The sequence below is a fragment of the Paracoccaceae bacterium genome (assembly GCA_033344815.1).
Lineage (GTDB): Bacteria > Pseudomonadota > Alphaproteobacteria > Rhodobacterales > Rhodobacteraceae > Roseobacter.
Window position 1 is genome coordinate 978372 of sequence record JAWPMR010000001.1, and the last position, 17096, is coordinate 995467.

Annotated in this window: 17 protein-coding genes; 11 read left to right on the forward strand and 6 right to left on the reverse strand. The window is 56.5% G+C overall.

Going from position 1 to position 17096, the window contains the following annotated elements; genetic code table 11:
- The first annotated feature begins 4 nt into the window (after nucleotides 1–4).
- Complete coding sequence (locus R8G34_04520; protein ID MDW3222140.1) at nucleotides 5–1417, forward strand: YdiU family protein; 1413 nt, start codon at nucleotides 5–7, stop codon at nucleotides 1415–1417.
- Here the strand turns inward: R8G34_04520 and R8G34_04525 are convergent.
- Nucleotides 1414–2307, reverse strand: a complete 894-nt coding sequence (locus R8G34_04525; GenBank protein ID MDW3222141.1) for a DMT family transporter — start codon at nucleotides 2305–2307, stop codon at nucleotides 1414–1416. The two genes, R8G34_04520 and R8G34_04525, sit on opposite strands and share 4 nt — an antisense overlap.
- Before the next feature lie 164 nt (nucleotides 2308–2471).
- Between R8G34_04525 and R8G34_04530 the strand changes: the two genes are divergently transcribed.
- Complete coding sequence (locus tag R8G34_04530) at nucleotides 2472–3272, forward strand: tellurite resistance TerB family protein (GenBank protein MDW3222142.1); 801 nt, start codon at nucleotides 2472–2474, stop codon at nucleotides 3270–3272.
- Nucleotides 3273–3336: 64 nt separating this feature from the next.
- On the opposite strand, the gene R8G34_04535 is transcribed toward R8G34_04530, so the two are convergent.
- Nucleotides 3337–4644: a DEAD/DEAH box helicase gene (locus tag R8G34_04535; protein MDW3222143.1), complete on the reverse strand. Its 1308-nt coding sequence runs from the start codon at nucleotides 4642–4644 to the stop codon at nucleotides 3337–3339.
- A gap of 346 nt (nucleotides 4645–4990) precedes the next feature.
- On the opposite strand from R8G34_04535, the gene R8G34_04540 reads away from it, so the two are divergent.
- The 4 genes from R8G34_04540 to R8G34_04555 all read left to right on the forward strand — a co-directional run bounded on the left by R8G34_04540 (nucleotide 4991) and on the right by R8G34_04555 (nucleotide 8904).
- Nucleotides 4991–5404 (forward strand): Fur family transcriptional regulator, encoded by a 414-nt coding sequence (locus R8G34_04540; protein ID MDW3222144.1) that lies wholly within the window; start codon nucleotides 4991–4993, stop codon nucleotides 5402–5404.
- A gap of 779 nt (nucleotides 5405–6183) precedes the next feature.
- On the forward strand, nucleotides 6184–7056 hold the full coding sequence (locus R8G34_04545; protein MDW3222145.1) for a DMT family transporter: 873 nt from the start codon (nucleotides 6184–6186) through the stop codon (nucleotides 7054–7056).
- Between the two features lie 61 nt (nucleotides 7057–7117).
- The gene (eno, locus tag R8G34_04550; GenBank protein MDW3222146.1) at nucleotides 7118–8392 is read left to right on the forward strand and encodes a phosphopyruvate hydratase; all 1275 of its coding nucleotides are present in this window, start codon (nucleotides 7118–7120) and stop codon (nucleotides 8390–8392) included.
- The gene (locus tag R8G34_04555) at nucleotides 8392–8904 is read left to right on the forward strand and encodes a GNAT family N-acetyltransferase (protein MDW3222147.1); all 513 of its coding nucleotides are present in this window, start codon (nucleotides 8392–8394) and stop codon (nucleotides 8902–8904) included. Before eno ends, R8G34_04555 begins: the two co-directional genes overlap by 1 nt.
- Here the strand turns inward: R8G34_04555 and R8G34_04560 are convergent.
- On the reverse strand, nucleotides 8894–9973 hold the full coding sequence (locus R8G34_04560) for an FAD-dependent oxidoreductase (GenBank protein MDW3222148.1): 1080 nt from the start codon (nucleotides 9971–9973) through the stop codon (nucleotides 8894–8896). The two genes, R8G34_04555 and R8G34_04560, sit on opposite strands and share 11 nt — an antisense overlap.
- Nucleotides 9974–10019: 46 nt before the next feature.
- On the opposite strand from R8G34_04560, the gene R8G34_04565 reads away from it, so the two are divergent.
- Nucleotides 10020–10439, forward strand: a complete 420-nt coding sequence (locus R8G34_04565) for a cupin domain-containing protein (GenBank protein MDW3222149.1) — start codon at nucleotides 10020–10022, stop codon at nucleotides 10437–10439.
- A 48-nt stretch (nucleotides 10440–10487) separates the two neighbouring features.
- On the opposite strand, the gene R8G34_04570 is transcribed toward R8G34_04565, so the two are convergent.
- Nucleotides 10488–11612: an anhydro-N-acetylmuramic acid kinase gene (locus tag R8G34_04570; GenBank protein MDW3222150.1), complete on the reverse strand. Its 1125-nt coding sequence runs from the start codon at nucleotides 11610–11612 to the stop codon at nucleotides 10488–10490.
- 64 nt (nucleotides 11613–11676) lie between these two features.
- Between R8G34_04570 and tyrS the strand changes: the two genes are divergently transcribed.
- Entirely contained in the window at nucleotides 11677–12927 is a 1251-nt protein-coding gene (gene tyrS / locus R8G34_04575) for a tyrosine--tRNA ligase (protein ID MDW3222151.1), read from the forward strand.
- Here tyrS and R8G34_04580 read toward each other — a convergent pair.
- Nucleotides 12924–13055 carry a hypothetical protein gene (locus tag R8G34_04580; GenBank protein MDW3222152.1) on the reverse strand — a complete coding sequence of 44 codons (132 nt, stop codon included), beginning with the start codon at nucleotides 13053–13055 and terminating at the stop codon, nucleotides 12924–12926. The genes tyrS and R8G34_04580 overlap by 4 nt on opposite strands.
- Before the next feature lie 46 nt (nucleotides 13056–13101).
- Between R8G34_04580 and R8G34_04585 the strand changes: the two genes are divergently transcribed.
- The 3 genes from R8G34_04585 to R8G34_04595 are packed head-to-tail and all read left to right on the forward strand — an operon-like array spanning nucleotide 13102 to nucleotide 15239.
- Nucleotides 13102–13986: a GNAT family N-acetyltransferase gene (locus R8G34_04585; GenBank protein MDW3222153.1), complete on the forward strand. Its 885-nt coding sequence runs from the start codon at nucleotides 13102–13104 to the stop codon at nucleotides 13984–13986.
- Between the two features lie 55 nt (nucleotides 13987–14041).
- Nucleotides 14042–14797, forward strand: a complete 756-nt coding sequence (locus R8G34_04590) for an SDR family NAD(P)-dependent oxidoreductase (protein ID MDW3222154.1) — start codon at nucleotides 14042–14044, stop codon at nucleotides 14795–14797.
- A 25-nt stretch (nucleotides 14798–14822) separates the two neighbouring features.
- Nucleotides 14823–15239, forward strand: a complete 417-nt coding sequence (locus R8G34_04595; GenBank protein ID MDW3222155.1) for an MOSC domain-containing protein — start codon at nucleotides 14823–14825, stop codon at nucleotides 15237–15239.
- A 48-nt stretch (nucleotides 15240–15287) separates the two neighbouring features.
- Here the strand turns inward: R8G34_04595 and R8G34_04600 are convergent, their stop codons facing one another.
- Nucleotides 15288–17096 carry an ATP-binding cassette domain-containing protein gene (locus R8G34_04600; GenBank protein ID MDW3222156.1) on the reverse strand — a complete coding sequence of 603 codons (1809 nt, stop codon included), beginning with the start codon at nucleotides 17094–17096 and terminating at the stop codon, nucleotides 15288–15290.

The following is a 17096-nucleotide window of genomic DNA, read 5'->3' on the forward strand; positions in this document are numbered from 1 at the left end:
TCAAATGACATTCACCGCTCCATTTGAAAACAGCTATGCGCGCCTGCCGGACTCTTTTTACACGCGGCTCGACCCTAAGCCCGTAAGGGAACCCAAAGTGCTGGCCTACAACGATGTTTTAGGCAAGTTACTTGGATTGCCGCAGGCGCAGGAAGCTGAGCGTGCCGCAGTATTTTCCGGCAATCAGGTGCCGGAAGGCGCTGAACCGCTTGCGCAACTCTATGCCGGTCATCAATTTGGCAGTTTCAATCCGCAATTGGGTGACGGGCGCGCGCTCCTGTTGGGTGAAATCATCGCTTCGGACGGTGTCCGCAGGGACATCCAGTTGAAGGGATCGGGTCCGACACCCTATTCCAGGATGGGGGATGGGCGTGCGTGGCTTGGTCCTGTGCTGCGAGAATATGTTGTCTCTGAAGCGATGCACGCACTTGGCGTTCCAACGACGCGCGCCCTTGCCGCTGTCCTGACAGGTGAAAATATCGTGCGCGAAACGGTTCTGCCTGGTGCTGTGCTCACAAGAGTTGCGAGAAGCCATTTGCGGGTCGGTACGTTTGAGGTTTTTGCACATCGCGGACAGAAAGCGGAACTTCAACGCCTGACAGAGTACGCGATCGCAAGGCATTATCCGCAAGCGGAAGGACCAATGGACCTGCTGCGCGAGGTCTGCATCGCTCAGGCTGAACTCATTGCCGCATGGATGTCCGTGGGTTTTATCCACGGTGTCATGAATACGGACAATTGCGCCATTTCCGGCGAAACGATCGATTATGGTCCATGTGCTTTTATTGACGACTACCATGCAGATACCGTGTTCAGCTCTATCGACCGAACCGGTCGCTATGCCTATTCAAACCAGCCCCGGATTGTCGTCTGGAATATGGCACAACTGGCGACGTCACTTTTGCAGCTGTATGACGATCCCAAATCTGTTCTGGATGAGGCAAGCGAGATCGTGCATGGCACGCCGGATTTAGTGGATGAGTCCTGGCGACGATTGTTCGGCGCGAAATTGGGTCTTGCCGCCCCGACACCCGAAGACGCGACCTTGATTGATAAGTTGCTGAGCCTGATGCAGCAGGATGGGGCCGATTTCATCAATACCTTTGATGCGCTTGCACGTGGTGACGCGCGCGACCAGTTCGTGGACCGGTCCTCTTTCGACACCTGGTCTGAACAGTGGCGCGCGCGGTTGGCCAGCGAAAAAAAACCCGAAGCAATCATGCAGGCAGCGTCGCCACGGATCATCCCACGCAATCACCGCGTTGAGGAAATGATCAATGCTGCTGTGGCAGGGGACTACGCGCCTTTTGAACGTTTGATGAAGGCGTTTTCCGATCCCTACAATACGAAGGACATCGATTTGATGCGGCCACCGACAAAAGCGCAACGGGTGCCGGCGACATTCTGCGGCACCTAAAGTTCTGGCTTTTGGGGCCGCCGATTGATCAGGTAAATTCCCACGGCGACCATCACCAAAGCCGCCCAGACCTTTGGTCCAACATTTTCGCCAAGCAGCAACCACCCCAAGATGACCGCAAAGACCGGCGATAAAAAGCTGAAGGATGCGACCGAAGACGCGGGATAGATCGACAAAAGCCAGAACCACGCCAGGAATCCAAGACTCGCAATCGCGACGATCTGGAACAGCAAACCGGCGATGTGGATGGGTTGCAAGTCCCGGATGAAGTCGCCGAAAAACAGCGAGGCAATCAACAGAATTGGCGCGGATACGATCAACTGGAACAAAAGCTGCTGCGCAGGTGGCACAGTGCTGAGCGGCGTGACCTTCACACAAAGCGCGATTCCGGCCCAGCACATCGCCGACGTCAGCGCCAGAATGTCACCGGTCAGGCTGGCGGTCGTGTCGCTCCGATCAAGCAAGGCGATTGCCACTCCTCCCATGGCCAGCAGCAAACCCACGCTACGCAGGCCACTCAGACGGTCTGACGGATTCAGAAAATGGCTCGCGATGGCAAGCCATACCGGCATGGAGTAGAAGATCACAGAGGCGCGGCTTACGGTTGTGAAATCCAAGGCAGAAAAAAGACACATGAATTCAAAGCCAAAGAGGGATCCGCTCAGAACGCCCGGCGCAATTGCCGAAGACGGCACGCGAAAACTCACACCGCGCAGATGCATCCAGAGCAGCAACACGAACACCCCGCCCAAAGATCGTAAACCAGCCGCAAAGACCGGTCCAAACCCACCATTGGTGATCTTGATAACCACTTGATTAAACGCCAGATGCAAGGCAAATGCGATCAACGCCGCCGCGCCAAACGCGTCCATGTGCGATTTCTTTTCCATGCCTCAGATGGCGACCGGCGCAAAGGAATGTCAATCGCCCAGAACAAACCAGTTCGCAGCCAAAACCAGCAAAAAGGTGCCATGACGCGATTATTCCCCTTTCAGCGCAGGCAAATGATGGCACACTTGTCCAATATTGGTTGAAGAGATGGGGAAAATCCAAAATGAGTTTGATGAAAACACTGGCCAAGGTCGCAATTGGGGTGGCCGTTGCGAAAGGTGCGCAAAGCATGATGGGGGGCGGCGGTGGCGGTCTCGGCGGGCTGATGCGCAATGCCACCGCAGGCACAGGTGGTGGGCAAAGCGCCTCGGGTGGCGATTTGCAGAGCATGCTCGGTGGCCTTCTGGGCGGTGCATCCGGTGCAGGTTCTGCAGGCGGTTTGCCCGGCGGGCTGGGTGGTTTGCTTGAAAACCTGGGCGGCGCGCAGGGCGGAGGACTACAAGGCATGCTGTCAGGTCTTGCTGGCGGCGCTGGCGCTGGGGGACTCTTGGGCGCACTGACGGGTCAGGCACAAGCTCGGCCCCAGGCCAGCAATGCCAGCTTTGGCGATGTCTTGAATTCGGCCTTTGATGCAACGCCACAAGCCGAAATTGAACCCAGCGCCGATCAGGAAGCAGCGGCGGCTCTCATGCTGCGGGCGATGATTCAGGCTGCGAAGTCGGACGGCAAACTTGATGACGGGGAACGCGAAAAACTACTGGGTCAATTGGGGGATGACGTTGACGCGGAAGAAGCCGCTTTTGTGCAAAACGAGATGGCGAAACCCGTCGATATTGAGGCGCTGGTCAAGGAAACGCCGCGCGGCATGGAAAGCCAGATTTACGCAGTTTCCGTGATGGGTATTAACCTGGATGATCAGGCCGAGGCGCAATATCTGCATCAACTGGCGCAGGCCTATGGCTTGGAGGCGCGTGCGGTGAATGGCATCCACGAACAGCTTGGCGTGCCTTCTCTCTACACCTGATTTTGACCAGACCCGCGGCCGCAGTGAGGTCGCCGGTCTGGTCTATTTCATCAATAGTTGCGGATCACGCGGCGCGTTGTCCGCCGCCACCAGACTTACTCCGACGGCGACGGTTACGCCCGCCACCGGGTTTTTTGCCCTGTGGTGTCTGACCTGCACCGCCATTGCCACCACCCTGCGGGCGACCACCGCGTCCACGGCCCCGCCCTTTTGGCTTGGTCCCCGCCGGAATATCAGCACCTTCCCAAGGACGGCCAGACCCGACGGGAATGCTGACGCCCATGGTTTTTTGGATTGCCTTCAATTCGCCCATCTCGTCCGGGGCGCAAAATGCAATCGCGGCACCGTCTTTGCCCGCACGCGCGGTCCGCCCGATCCGGTGCACGTAATTGTCCGGCACATTGGGCAGATCAAAGTTATAGACGTGTTTCACATCTGGAATATCAAGACCGCGCGCAGCCACATCCGTGGCCACCAGAACTTTGATTTCACCGGATTTAAAGGCCGCAATCGCCCGGTCACGTTGACCTTGGGATTTATTCCCGTGAATGGATCCAGCGGCATACCCCGCCTTCACCAGTGTTTTCATCAGCTTTTCCGAGCCGTGTTTGGTGCGGCCAAAAACCAGCGCACGCTCTTCGCGGTGTTTGTCCAGCATCTCGATCAACAGGCCCGCTTTTTCGGATTTCGCGATAAAATGCACTTCTTGCGTGACTTTATCGGCAGCCTTGCCCGGAGGCGACACCTCTACCCGGATCGGGCTGCGCAAATAGCTTTGCGCCAATTCGTTCATTTGCTTTGGCATGGTGGCCGAAAACAACATGGTCTGGCGTTCCTTGGGGATCACATTCGCGATCTTGCGCAAATCATGAATGAAACCCATGTCCAGCATCTGATCGGCCTCATCCAGCACCAGAAACACCGCCTCATCGAGACGCACGGCCCGACGGTCCATCAGGTCCAGTAAGCGCCCCGGCGTTGCGACCAGCAGATCGACACCGCGCTCGAGGCGTTTGATCTGGTTGTTGATGGATTGGCCGCCCACAACCATCGCCACCTTGATCGGGGTGGTTTCGGCAAAGGCACGCAAGTTCACGCTGATCTGCGTGGCCAACTCGCGTGTTGGCGCCAGCACCAACCCCCGCACTGACCTGGGCGCCGGACGCCCCTCAAGGGCCATCATCTGCGCCACAATCGGCACGCCAAAGGCTGCCGTCTTACCGGTACCCGTTTGGGCCAGCCCCATCACATCCCGACCATTCAGCGCGTGTGGGATCGCCTGCTTCTGGATCGGGGTCGGTTCCTTCAGACCCATTTCAGTCAGACGTGCCACCAATTTGGCTGGCAGGTCCATCATATCAAAATCGCTCATTCGTTTCTTTCCAGCGTGTCACTTGAGACACGCATTGCATATTTGCCATGCCACCTCTGGGCACCGCTTGGGACACGCAAAACGGATCACACGCGCGGCCAAATGCCGACACCTGTTCGTTGCGCTTGGACCCACGCGTGATTTTGGGAACATCAACGAGCCTTGAGATAGGAGCGCATCTTGCGGGGTTTCACCCGGGCACTCAGAACTGCTCACGCGGCAGAAGGCTTCGCTTGAGTTGCAAATGGGGCCTGCTTGCGCAAAAGTCAACTGATCCTTCAAAACGTATCTGGCAGCGTGTTACAAATACCGCTACACCTGCAGGCCACGATCAAAGGGCGCATGCATGAGCAAATCCATCATCAAACGCTGCGAGGCCAAGGGCCTGCGCATGACCGGGCAGCGACGCGTGATTGCTCAGGTGCTTGAAGACAGCGCAGATCATCCGGATGTCGAGGAGCTTTATGCACGTGCTTCTGCCATCGATGCGGGCATCTCGATTGCCACCGTCTATCGCACAGTGAAGCTTTTCGAAGAAGCGGGGATCCTCGACAAGCTCGAATTTGGCGATGGCCGCGCACGGTACGAGGACGCCGAGCGCGATCATCATGACCACCTGATCGACATGAATTCCGGCAAAGTGATTGAATTTGTGGACGCCGAGATCGAAGAATTACAGGACCGGATCGCGCGAAAACTCGGATATGAATTGCGCGGGCACCGGTTGGAACTCTACGGCGTTCCTTTGAAAAAGCGCTGAAACAGAAAATTATCTGGCGCGCCGCCTTTTCCTGAGTACCGGCAAATTGTGCCACCGATTGTCGCCAAAATGCGGCGTGACGACGGGCCCTTACTGGCTGGTGTATTACAGCACCCGACGTGTTGATCTCGCATCGTTTCAGCAAAACTACATGCCAAAGCGTTTATGTTTTTGAGCCCGGTTTGGCGAGGACCGGGCTTGGGCAACGGCAAATTCGGTAAATTCGGTAAATTCGATAAAGATACCATCTGAAGACACTGGCAAACCCTGCCTGACGCTGATTGGCTTGACGCTCAACCCGTCGTACAGACCCGCGCTCCGCGTAGAGCGCCAAGTATTTTTTTAAAAACCGGAGTTGCATGCCATCTATCGTTGATCTGTGCAGGCTCAAAAAATCCGGCCAATGCGAAGTTGCCAAACCGGGACCAGCGTGACCTTGCAGAGGTGACAACACAGCAGAAAAACGTCGAGACCGGTATATGGATCCATCCCCACTCCTGTGGCGCACAGGGCCCGTGCGATTTCCGGATATGGGTTTCGCACCTGAATTGGGCGCAGTCGTTCCAAAAACCTCCCATACAAGGGTTCCTTACCCATTTTGACATCACAGAGTCCCAAGAATCATAATGTTCACGGAGCAAACGGTTGATGGGCTGACGCCGCCCAACGCATCCTTTTGCGATCGCCGCGCGCTGGCGATCACAAGATACAGCCTTGACCTCGCCGGGCAATTCTGGGACGCCAGCGAGAACGCACAAAGGTGCTTCAAAGGAACCTTCATGGACAACTTTCGCGGCGCGGCCTTCATGGTGCTGGCTATGCTTGGCTTTGCGATGGAGGATATGTTGATAAAACTGATGGCAGTTGACCTGCCCGTCGGCCAGATTGTCGGTATGCTGGGTTTGGGCAGCGCCATGTTGGTGGCCGGTATATTGATCGCACAGGGTCAACCGCTTTTTACAAGGGCAATGTTGACACCGGCGATCGGCCTGCGTGCAATTGGCGAATTGATCGGCACATTGGGGTTTGTGACTGCAATCGCTTTGACGCCGCTGTCCTCGGCTTCGGCCATCCTTCAGGCAACGCCCCTGTTTGTCACGCTGGGGGCGGCGCTCTTTTTGCAGGAATCGGTTGGTTGGCGGCGTTGGTCTGCCATTCTTGTGGGGTTCATTGGCGTCCTGCTGATCATTCGTCCCGGCATGGCAACGTTTGACTGGCTTTCGCTTTTTGCACTGCAAGGTGTGATCGGGCTTGGAATCCGTGACCTTGCCACCCGACGCGTGCCGAAAGAAACATCAACCCTGCAGTTAAGTTTTCTCGCCTTTCTGGTGCTGATCCCAGCCGCGGGCGTGTTCATGTGGATCAACGAATCCTCCTTGGTGGCGTTGTCACGCTCCAATTGGGTCTATTTCGCCATCGCGACGCTGATCGGCATCTTTGCCTATTACGGCATTGTGGCCGCCATGCGCATCGGTGAGGTCAGTTTCGTAACGCCTTTCCGCTATTCACGGATTGTATTCGCGCTGATCGTGGGTGTCTTCGTTTTTGGCGAACGCCCAGACGCCTGGACCCTTCTTGGCGCAACCATCATTGTCGGATCGGGTCTTTATACGCTGTGGCGCGAACGGAATGTTCGCGCTAACAGCACCTGAGCCTTCCCTTAAGCCCCCTGTCCCGCTATGACGCGATTAACTGTGATCAAAGGAGCCTGACATGAGCACCATCATCGACATCCACGCCCGCGAAATTCTGGACAGCCGGGGCAACCCAACGGTCGAGGTCGACGTGATTCTTGAGGACGGCACAATGGGGCGCGCAGCTGTCCCTTCCGGTGCCTCCACCGGCGCGTATGAGGCGGTTGAACGCCGCGACGGTGACAAATCCCGCTACATGGGCAAGGGCGTGCTCGAAGCTTGTGCGGCGGTTAACGGTGAAATCGCCGAAGCTCTGGTGGGCATTGACGCAACCGAACAGGTCGAAATTGACTCCGTCATGATCGAACTGGACGGAACCGATAACAAATCACGGTTGGGCGCTAACGCCATCCTGGGTGTATCGATGGCGGCGGCCAAAGCAGCGGCAGATTACTGCACCCAACCGCTTTACCGCTACATCGGCGGCACATCTGCACGTGTCCTGCCGGTTCCGATGATGAACATCATCAATGGGGGCGAACACGCCGACAACCCTATCGATATTCAAGAATTCATGATCATGCCGGTGGCGGCGGACAACATCCGCGAGGCTGTACGGATGGGATCAGAAGTGTTCCATACATTGAAAAAAGAACTGTCCGCGGCAGGTCTGTCCACCGGGATCGGCGATGAGGGCGGCTTTGCGCCCAACATCAACTCGACACGAGATGCCCTTGATTTCATTTTGAAATCCATTGAAAAGGCTGGTTACAAGGCCGGAAGTGATATCTATCTGGCGATGGATTGCGCGGCCACTGAGTATTACAAGGAGGGCAAATATGTCCTCGCCGGTGAAGGTAAAACACTGAGCTCAGCCGAAAACGTGGATTATCTCAAGGCACTGGTGGATGATTACCCTATCATCTCAATTGAAGACGGCATGTCTGAAGATGATTGGGACGGGTGGAACGCGTTGACCCAGGCACTTGGCGACCGGATCCAGCTTGTGGGAGACGACCTCTTTGTAACGAATCCGGCGCGTCTGGCGATGGGGATTGAGCGTAAATCCGCGAATTCCATGCTGGTAAAAGTCAATCAAATTGGTAGCTTGACGGAAACACTTAAAGCAGTCGATATGGCTCACCGCGCCGGGTTCACCAACGTGATGTCACACCGCTCCGGCGAAACCGAGGATGCAACCATCGCAGATCTCGCTGTGGCCACAAATTGCGGACAGATCAAAACTGGTTCTCTGGCCCGCTCTGACCGGCTGGCCAAATATAATCAGTTGATCCGCATCGAAGAAGCCTTGGGCGAAACGGCTGAATATGCCGGGCGCTCAATCCTACGCTGATGAGCGATTTCACTGTACGCGCGGCCGAGATGCCGCGCGAATTGCCAATCGTACAGAAGCTCTGTTGGGAATACCGCGATTTTTTGCTCAACTTCAATGAGGACATGCGACAGATCGTCGAAGCCTTTTATCCAGAGCAACCCTACGCGGCACTAATGGACGAACTGCCGGAAAAACACAGGCGTCCACGCGGGATAATCATGGTGGCGGAACAGGGCGGCGCGCCATTTGGCTGTGGCATGACGCATCCGCTGAACGCGAATGATGCGGAGGTCAAACGTGTATTTGTCCGCCGCCAAACACGGGGCAACGGCGCCGGGTTTGAACTCTCCAAGGCTCTGATCGCACAGGCACGGGCTGACGGCTACAAACGATTGCTTCTGGACACGTCTGTTCACTTCACTGCCGCGCAAAAACTATATGAAAAGCTTGGTTTCACATCGCGCGGCCCCTACTCTGAGTTGCCCCCAGATACAGAAAATCAACTGGTTTTTTACGAGCTTATGCTATGAATCTGCCCGCGCGATAGGGCGATAAAAGGGCCGATTGCACATTGCTCAGCGGGACGTCCATGACTTCGGCTGCAGCCAATTCTCCGACCAAAGCGGCCAGCGTCGCGCCCGAATGCATGACCGTCACATAAAGACCCGCAGGCCCGCAGGCGCCGATTACCGGCAACCCATCTTCAGGCACGGGCCGGTGTGCCAAAGTGGCGGTTTCCCAAGCGATATCCCGCCCGACTATGTCACGCACCCGGGCCATTGTTTGATCCGCAAGCCCCTCAATTTCCTCAGAAATCGTTTCGCTATCATCACTTTGGTGACTGGCCGTTCCAGGCGCGAGGATATGCCCCTGTTGAGTTTGTCGTACTTCTTGCCCAGGGCCAACCAACACATGGCGCAACAGCGGTTGCAGCGGTTCAGAACGCACCATCACACCCGGTCGTTTGAGCATTGGCAATGCAACATCGACGCCCGCCAGCAACGATTGCGTGGCCACACCTGCGGCAATGACGACCCGGTCCGCCAAAATGGTCCCCGCCGTAGTATCTACACCACGGATGGTACCGTGTTTCTCGATCAATCCGGTCACGTTAACTCCGCAAATCGACCGCAGACCATAGCGCCGGGCCGCACGCCGGGCGTCAGATGCCAACGCAACAAGATCAACCACGCCCTCGCTTGAAAAATGCAGAGCGCGTGAAGGCGCGACGGCGAAAGGCTCCATCTGCGCAAAAGCTATTGTTGATACTTCGGACACCGTATATCCCATGTCTTTCAGCGCTTTGTATTGATCATCAAGCGCCTCACCCTCATGCTCCCAACACAAACAACCGGGCCACTGGATCGCGTCACTGTCTAAGTCCCGCGCCAGTCGCCTATGCGCCTCAATTCCAGCAACGCGCAGGTTAAAATGGTCTCGATCCGCATAGAAACTGGCGTTGATCCACCCGAAAGATGCCCCCGACGCCGCGCCAGTGGGCTGGCCCGCATCGATCATCGTCACCTGCGCCCCGGCTTGGACCAGACGATATGCCGTCAGAGTTCCGATGATCCCAGCGCCAACAACGATAACCTTCATGAATTTGCCTCTTGGCCTGCATGTGTCACCAGACTAACGTGCTGTTATGACAGCACAAGAGATCATCGCGCATCTGGGTTTGTTACCCCATCCGGAGGGCGGTCATTACCGTCAAACCTGGCAGGCGGACAATCCCGGTCGCCCCAGTGGTACGTGCATCTATTTTCTGTTGGCTGAGAGCGAAGCCAGCCACTGGCACCGCGTTGATGCCACTGAAATCTGGCTCTTTCACGCGGGTGCGCCCCTTATCTTGTCCATTAGTGCCACGGATGAGGGACCGGCCACAGACCACATGCTGAGTCCCGATCTTGCAACCGGATCGCCTCAATTGATTGTGCCGAAAGGCCATTGGCAGGCCGCAAAAACCACCGGTGCTTTTACCTTGGTCAGCTGCACTGTCTCGCCGGGCTTCCAGTTTTCTGGGTTCACGCTCGCTTCTGAGACTTTCGACATTCCACGCGCATAGAATCGAAGTCATTTAAACGTGCATGCAATCAATAACCGCGTGTCCGGTTTAAACTGCGATTGTCTTGGGAGGCGGGTGACTGACAGTGCCACCCCCGATGCATTTCCGCGCTCCCGTGGTTCCTGGACATGACGTCGGCAAGCCACGTAAAACCCGCACAGCAAGGTATCCAAAAGCTTGCGCCTCCAGCATATCACCATTCAACACGACGTCCTCAACAGGGGCGACTGTACAAGCCAATGACTCCGTAAGCATCTGCATCAGAACGGGATTATGTCGCCCACCGCCTGTGATCAGAATACGTGACGGAGGGTGCGGGCAATGTTTGAGACCCTCTGCCACGCCCGTCGCGCACATCGCCGTCAGAGTTGCTGCTGCATCCGCGTCGCTTAGTTTTGCAACATAGTCATTCATTTTTGCAAAGTCATTCCGGTCGAGCGATTTCGGGGGCAGCCTGGTAAAATAGTCATTGGCAACAAAGCGCTCCAAAACAGATGGATCAGCTATGCCCTGTCGTGCAATTTTCCCGCCTTCATCATAGGACAGACCAAGACGGGCTTGAAGTAGGTCGTTCAACGGCGCATTTGCCGGGCCAGTATCAAAAGCAAGCAGCGCGCCCGGCTCTTCAGGCCGGGAAAAAGAGGGATCCACATAGGTGATATTGCCAACCCCTCCGAGGTTCAGAAATGCCAACGGTTGCGTCGCACTAATGTATTTTGCGCAGGCAAAGTGAAAAAACGGTGCCAGTGGCGCACCTTCTCCGCCTGATGCGACATCTGCACTGCGGAAATCCCATACTACAGGACACTCAAGGGACCGCGACAGCCAATCACCGTCGCCCACTTGCAACGTGCCTGCTTCGCGCGGTGCATGCGCCAGTGTTTGACCGTGAAACCCGATCAAATCAAAGCTGTCAAACTGCTTGAGTAAGGCCAGATGCGCCTGTTCGACCACCCGTGTCGCAGCGTCCACTGCTTCCCCAGACCATTGGCCGAGAGCCGCGCGCAGAACCCTCTGCTCTTCGTCAGAATACCCGCGATAGGCAGTGGGCCCAAACCCTTCAATCCGGTGGCCATCCGTGCGCACAACCGCCGCGTCCACGCCATCCAGGGAGGTGCCACTCATAGTGCCCAGTGCCGTGAGAACCGGCGTTTTTTCGATGGCGTTTTTCAAAGCCTTTTCCTTTGCCTGCTCACCGCCTATAGAGTGGGCGCAATTCAACCCGAGAGCAAGCAAGATGACCTATCACCCGAAATCAGATTTTGTTGCCGTGATGATGGAGCGTGGGTTTCTCGCCGATTGCACGGATTATCAGGGGCTGGATGATGTCCTGCTCAAAGGCGGGCAACCTGGGTACATCGGCTTTGATGCGACGGCGAAATCACTGCATGTGGGCTCCCTCATACAGATCATGATGCTGCGTTGGTTGCAGAAAACCGGCAACAAACCAATCACACTGATGGGCGGTGGAACAACCAAAGTAGGTGATCCAAGTTTCCGAGCGGATGAACGCCCGCTGCTGGATGCGCAATCCATTGATGACAATATCGCCGGCATCAAGAAGGTGTTCAGCGCCTATCTGACCTATGGTGATGGCGCGACAGATGCGATGATGATTAACAATGCCGAATGGCTGGATGATCTCAATTACCTTGATTTTCTGCGCGACATCGGGCGGCATTTCTCGATCAACCGAATGTTGTCATTTGAGAGCGTGAAATCGCGCTTGGATCGTGAACAATCGCTGTCCTTTCTCGAATTCAACTACATGATCCTGCAGGCCTATGATTTCATGGAATTGCACCGGCGGTACGGCTGCGTTTTGCAAATGGGCGGGTCGGATCAGTGGGGCAATATCGTCAACGGGATCGACCTCACGAGGCGTGTGATTGATGGCGAGGTTTATGGTCTGACGTCGCCACTTCTGACCACGTCGGATGGAAAGAAAATGGGCAAATCGCAAGCCGGTGCCATCTGGCTGAATGGCGACATGCTGAGCCCCTATGAATTCTGGCAATTCTGGCGCAATACCACGGATGCGGATGTGGGGCGCTTTCTGAAACTCTACACCGAATTGCCAGTGGATGAATGTGATCGCCTGGGCACATTGCAGGGCTCTGAGATCAATGAAGCCAAAGTCCGACTGGCAAATGAAATCACCACGCTTTTGCACGGATCAGACGCCGCAGCTGCAGCCGAATCCACAGCCCGTGAGGTCTTTGAAAAGGGTGGTGTAGGGGATGATCTGCCAACATTGACTTTGTCCGCAAATGATCTGGGTGACGGCATTTCCATCGTGCAACTGATCGTGAGATCCGGGCTTGCCGGGTCCGGCAAGGAAGCCAAACGTCTGATTGCTGAAAACGGCGCGCGACTGGATGACCAGCCCCTGACCAACGCGGGTATGATGATTGACGCTGGCGCTCTTTCAAACCCGATCAAACTGAGTGCCGGTAAAAAACGTCACGCCTTGGTGCAACTCGGTTAAAACCAGAGCCAATCCACAAGCGTCAGGATCACAAATACCGGGAAAGACACTCCGGCTGCGATAAGAAATGCGGCAGTTTTTGTCATGCGAGGTGCGGGGGCGCTTACGCCTTGGACAGTTTTTTTCATGTAACGATTAACCTGCAGTTAGGTAAAGGCCCGGTTAATAGCCCCCATGTTTGATGCTGCATTTCCGCCTGCCCCGTTGCCCCTCCAACAAAGCGATGCTTTTGAGCGTGCATTGACCAGTGCTGGGACACTCACACGACGTGTTGATGATGGAACGCTGGTTTTGCGCCGCAAATTCAGATCGTTGCCGGTCCATATGATCACGCGCCCGCGCACTGGGTCGCCCGAACTTCTTGTGGAAACTGCAAAAGCGCTCGGCACCAAGGGACCAGTGATTTTGACGCCCAACACCTCTATGTCATTACATAAATTCGGCGCGATACCTTTGGTCAGCCCCAATACGGTTGCGTGCCTTGATTTGGGACCGGACACGGATGAGCTGATGTCGGGCCTTCATCAAAAATGGCGCAACCGACTGAAACACGCGCAGCGCCAAGACCTGCGCCTGACGCGCCAGAACATGCCCGATGATCCGGACCATTGGTTGTTGCAGGCCGATGCATTGCAGCAAACGCGGCGACGCTATCGCAGTTGGCCCATTGCCCTGACCCTTGCCTTTGGGCGTGAAAACCGAGGCCAATCCAAACTCTTCACTGCCTTTTGGGGTCGTGAGCCTGTCGCCGCGATTTTGATCCTGCGTCATGGGGCATCTGCCAGCTATCACATCGGGCATGCGCGCGCCTCCGGGCGGGTGGCATCAGCGCATACGGCCTTGCTGTGGAACGCCATATGCTGGTGCAAGAAAAAGGGTGTTGAGCAGTTGGAACTGGGCGTGATTGACACCGAGGAAGGCCAGGGATTGGCCCGGTTCAAACTCGGCACCGGGGCGCAGCCGCAGACGCTTGGCGGGACCTGGGTTTGGTGGCCTCCCTTCAGCACGTTGTTGCGGCCTGTCGCGCGTTTGGATCAACGGCTCATGGGCTGTGCCTAGACAGGTGTGAATCCGCATGATTAAATGAACAATCGTTCATATCGTGGAGACGTCAATGCACCTTGAAACCACTGCAGCACTCATTACGGGTGGGGCCTCTGGATTGGGCGAAGCAACAGCACGCCACTTTGCGGCGCAAGGTGCGAAAGTGACGCTGCTTGACCGTGATGCCAAACGCGCCGCTCAAATCGCCAAAGAAATCGGCGGCAATTATTTTGAAACCGATGTCACCGATGAGCACTCGGTTCAATCTGCTGTGGCCTTCGCCTTGGAAAAAATGGGCCGGATCACGGCCGCCGTGAACTGCGCAGGCATAGCTGACGCGATGAAAACGATTGGGCGCGACGGGCCGCACCCGCTGGCCACATTTCAGCGCACCATCGACATCAATCTTGTCGGCTCATTCAATGTCGCACGCCTCGCGGCGGACGCGATGCAAACCAATGAACCAGAAGCGGACGGCGCGCGCGGGGTCATCATCAACACAGCCTCCATCGCCGCATTTGATGGTCAAAAGGGCCAAGCGGCCTATGCTGCCTCCAAGGGGGGTGTCGTCGGATTATGCCTGCCCATGGCGCGGGATTTGGCCAAAACAGGCATCCGCGTGATGACGATTGCACCCGGCATTTTCATGACCCCGATGCTCGCCGGTTTGGGAGAAGATGTTCAAGCGCAACTGGCCGCTGATGTGCCCTGCCCGCCACGTTTGGGCGATCCGGCTGAATATGGTCGTCTTGCCGCTTTCATTGTCGAATCGGGATATCTGAACGGCGAAGTGATCCGCATCGACGGTGCCCTGCGCATGCGTTAACATCCGCGAAAAAGGAACTGCTCTGATGTGGCAAGGCAAATTGCTCGACATACACACCACGCCCGAAGCCCGCGCGCCGATGATCGCGCAGGACAGCGCGCATCTGCACGCCGGTGTGGGAATTGAAGGCGATCGTTACGCCAAGGGTATCGATCGAGGCACCTATTCGTCACAACCTGATGTGCGCGAAGTCACTCTGATTGAACAGGAAACTCTGGAAGCGTTGTTGCGCGATCATGACATCACGCTGAGCCCACAGGAACATCGCCGCAACCTCACCACACGGGACGTGCCGCTGAACCACCTTGTCGGTAAACGCTTTTTGGTTGGCGATGTCGTGTTGGAGGGCGGTCGTTTGAACACTCCCTGTCGCTATATCGACATGATCACAAAGAAAACGATCTGTGACCTGCTGGAACATCGCTCCGGGGCTCAATTGTAGAATCATCACCGGCGGTGTTTTGCGCGTGGGCGATGCCATCCGTCTGGCTTAGGCGCTGGCTTTTTCCTCCAGCAGCAACCATTCTTCCTCGGCGCTCTGTAACTTCTCATGTCTTTCGACCAGCGCATCTGTCGCTTTTTGGAACTTCACTGGATGATCGGTGAAAAGCGCTGGGTCGCTCAAAAGCTCCTCGAGCTTGGCAATCTCTGCTTCTAATCGCGCAATCTCGGCGGGCAGAGCCTCCAATCGGTGCTTTTCGGTGAAACTCAACCCGGCCTTTGGGCTGGATTTCGGTTTTTCGGAGGGTGCCGAGGTTTTGGCCGTGACCACACTGCCTGCAAAATCGTCCTGGCCACGCTGGCGAATGTAATCCGTCCACCCGCCCGCATAGACCGTCGCCTTGCCATCGCCCTCCATCGCGATGGTAGTGGCCGCCACACGGTCCAGAAAATCACGGTCGTGACTGACCAGCAGGACGGTACCGTCATATGTACCCAACAATTCCTGCATCAGATCAAGCGTTTCCACATCAAGATCGTTGGTCGGTTCATCGAGCACCAGAAGGTTGCTGGGCCGCGCCATGATCTTGGCCAATAGCAAGCGCGCCTTTTCTCCACCGGACAGGGAACGCACCGGCGCGCGGGCCTGCGCCTCGTCAAACAGAAACTCCTTGAGGTAGCCCACGACATGTTTTGGCATGCCGCGCACCATGACCTGATCGGCCTTGCCTGACACACGCATGTCGGGATCCCCGGTGAGGCTGTCCCACAGGCTCATTTCGGGATCAAGTCGCGCGCGGGCTTGATCAAACAGAGCAATTTCCAAATTGGTGCCCAATTTGACGGTGCCGCTGTCCGGGTCTTCGCGCCCGATCAACATGTTGAGCAGTGTGGTTTTACCCACCCCGTTGGGACCGACAAAAGCGATCCGATCCCCGCGTTGCACCGTCAGCGAAAACGGCTTGAGGATTGATTTTTCACCGAAGGCCTTGGTGATGCCGCTGACTTCGACGACTTTACGACCGGATTTCGGCCCTGCATCCAAGGCCATGGCTGCCGTGCCTTGCCGTTTGATTTGAGCCCCGCGTTCGGCGCGCAATTCCTGCAAGGCGCGCACCCGGCCCTGATTGCGCTTGCGACGCGCTGAAATGCCCTCCACCGCCCAGCGTGCTTCGGATTTGATCTTGCGGTTGAGCTTGTGGCGCTGGGTGTCTTCTTCTTCCCAGGTCTGATCGCGCCAGGCTTCGAAATCAGCGAACCCCTTTTCCTGACGTCGCACGGCACCGCGATCCACCCAAAGTGTTGCGCGGGTCAGTGCACGCAGGAACGCCCTGTCGTGGCTGATGATGATGTAACCCTTACGGCTTTGTTTCAGCTCGTTTTCCAGCCAGGCAATGGCCTCAATGTCGAGATGGTTGGTCGGTTCGTCGAGCAGCATTAGATCAGGGCTGCCCGCCATCAGGCGCGCCAAGGCCGCACGTCGTCGCTCGCCGCCGCTGGCGGTTTTCACTGGGCGTGCGGGATCAAACTTCAATCCCTCTCCTGCCCGCTCAACAAGATACATCTCGGAAGGCTCCAACCCATGGGCAGCAAATTCGCCCAACGTTTCAAACCCGGTCAAATCAGGATCCTGCTCCATGTACCCCACGGAAACACCGGGGCCCGGCACAACACCGCCCGCGTCTGCTTCGACCAGCCCTGCCATGACCTTCATCAAGGTTGATTTGCCCGAGCCGTTGCGGCCTACCAAAGCCAAACGATCCCCGGGCTGCACCACAAGGCTGAGGTCATCGAAGATCGGGTCGCCCCCGAATGTCAGAGAAATCTCATTGAGCTGTAACAAAGGAATGCGCGCCAT